The 2565-nt window shown below is 47.0% G+C and carries 1 protein-coding gene; it reads left to right on the top strand.

Annotated features, from left to right (window positions below):
* The coding region (locus V3S16_RS16845) for a PEP/pyruvate-binding domain-containing protein (protein WP_413887050.1) at positions 1-2565 on the top strand (2565 nt) is incomplete at both ends.

Raw genomic sequence — 2565 nt, 5'->3', positions numbered from 1 at the left:
AAAATATGCCGATCGCAGTTCCTTTGACAAATTATATGTCTGGTACGGCAATACAGACCTACTGCTGGCCATAATAAAGAATGTCGAAGATCGGATGAACGTTGACTATGACACCCAAAGGGCCAAGGTACGCGTCATTATCCTGGTGGAAGATTCGCCCATCTACTGCTCAGTGTTGCTGCCGCTGCTGTATAAAGAGATTGTGATGCAGACCCAGGCGCTGATGGAGGAGTCTTTGAATTCAGAGCATCGCATCCTCCGCATGCGTGCTAGGCCCAAAGTTCTGGTTGCGGAGAACTTTGAAGAAGCCGAAAATCTTTACCGGCGCTTCAAGCCATATTTGCTCAGCGTTTTTTCGGATGTTCGCTTCCCGCGCAACGGCCAAATCGACGACCAGGCCGGCTTTGATTTGCTTACCATGATCAAGCAAGAAAGCCCTGATATACCGCTTCTCAATTTAAGCTCGGATGAAACCAACCGGGACAAGGCGGCAAAAATTCCGGCGGTCTTTTTGCATAAAAACTCGCCTTCATTACATTCCGAAATTAAATCCTTTTTCGTTGACTATCTCGGCTTTGGTGATTTTATCTTTCGGTTGCCCGACGGCCGCGAGGTGGCCAGGGCACCCAATCTGAGGACCATGGAAGAGATTCTGCCTTCTATTCCCGACGAATCCGTTTATTATCATGCTATTAGAAACCATTTTTCCAGCTGGCTTTTTGCCCGCTCCGAGATCATGCTGGCTTCAAAGCTGAGACTGGTTAAAGCCACCGATTTTTCCAGCGTAGCCGAGATCAAAAAATACCTCGCAGCTTGCATCCATCAGCGACGCAAGGGCCGCCAGAGGGGCGTTGTAACAGATTTTGTTCCCGGAGACTATGATCCGGATGCAGATTTTGTTAAAGTCGGTAAAGGTTCTTTAGGGGGTAAGGCCCGGGGACTTGCGTTTTTATCCACCCTGCTTAAGGAAAATCCCGAGTTTCAAAATAAATTTCCAGGCACCATCATCCGCGCACCCAAGACTTTTGTGATCTCTACGGAAAGTTTTGATGCCTTTATCGGACAAAATAATCTCAAAGACATTTTAGGACGTGAACTCAGCGACGCCCGTATTTCCGAGATATTCTTAGAGGCCCGGATCCCGGATTGGCTGAGCCGTGCTCTGGAATTGTTCCTGACACAGACCAGATATCCCCTGGCAGTACGTTCTTCCAGTCTCCTTGAGGACGCCCAGTTTCAACCTTTTGCCGGTATTTACAAAACCTTTATGCTGCCCAACAATCATTTTGATTTAAAGCAAAGGCTCAAGCAGCTTACCATGGCCATCAAGCTGGTATATGCTTCGACCTATCAGGAGACACCGCAGGTTTATGCCAAAAGCACGCTGCATCGTATTGAAGATGAAAAAATGGCGATTCTAATCCAGCAGCTAACCGGACGGGAATATGACGGTTATTTCTACCCGGCGTTTTCCGGGGTGGCCCAGTCCTACAACTATTACCCGCTATCACACATGAAATCGGAAGAAGGGATTGTTCATATGGCGCTGGGCCTTGGGAAAACGGTTGTCGAAGGCGGTCAAGTTCTGCGTTTTTGCCCTAAATACCCTCAGTTTTTGCCACAGCTTTCAACAGTGGATGACATCCTTAAAAATTCTCAGCGCTTCTTTTATGCTTTAAAAATGGATGATTTTCCAAAAAATTTCAGCTCCATCGATGATGCTACCCTGGCAAAACTGAAGATTGAGGATGTTCAGGATCACGATCCGGTTAAATACCTTGCAAGCACCTATATTCCTGAAGATCACAGGATCAGGGATGCGGTCCACCCTCACGGACACCTGGTACTGACATTTGCCAGAATACTGAAGTACGACTCCTTTCCGTTTACTGATATACTATCAGAACTACTAAAAATAGGACGCAAAGGAATGGGTGGGGCTGTGGAAATCGAATTTGCCGTGAATCTGCCCTTTAATGGGAATCAAAAGGCGGAGTTTTCTCTGCTCCAGATCAGGCCCATGGTTCTGGGACGGCAACATATAGACGTTGCTATCAGCGACCAGGAGATAGACCAGGCTTTTTGTTATTCAAGCAACGCTATGGGAAACGGCAAAATCAAAGATATTGCTGATATTGTTTTTGTCGATCTTGATACGTTTGATCCTGCCCGTACCGTTGAAATCGCCGCCGAAATTAGCAGAGTTAACAAATTGCTACAGCACCGGGAGCGCAAGTATCTTCTGATCGGTCCGGGACGCTGGGGTTCGGCCGACCGCTGGCTGGGGATTCCAGTTAGCTGGAATGATATTTCAGGTGTGGGAGCCATCATCGAAACAACATCCGACAAATTGCAGGCCGAGCCTTCCCAGGGAACCCACTTTTTTCACAATATAACATCTCTTGGAATCGGTTACATCACTCTTTCAGAGAGTGATGAAGATTTTATCGACTGGCAATGGCTGAAATCATTGCCTTTTGAAACGGAAACAGTTTTTTTAAAACATCTTAAGTTGGATACTCCGCTGGCCATCAAGATCGATGGGAAAGGATCGCGTGCAGTATT

This window comes from Candidatus Desulfatibia sp. (assembly GCF_036446775.1).
Taxonomy (GTDB): domain Bacteria; phylum Desulfobacterota; class Desulfobacteria; order Desulfobacterales; family UBA11574; genus Desulfatibia_A.
This window is presented reverse-complemented; position numbering and strand designations above follow the sequence as displayed.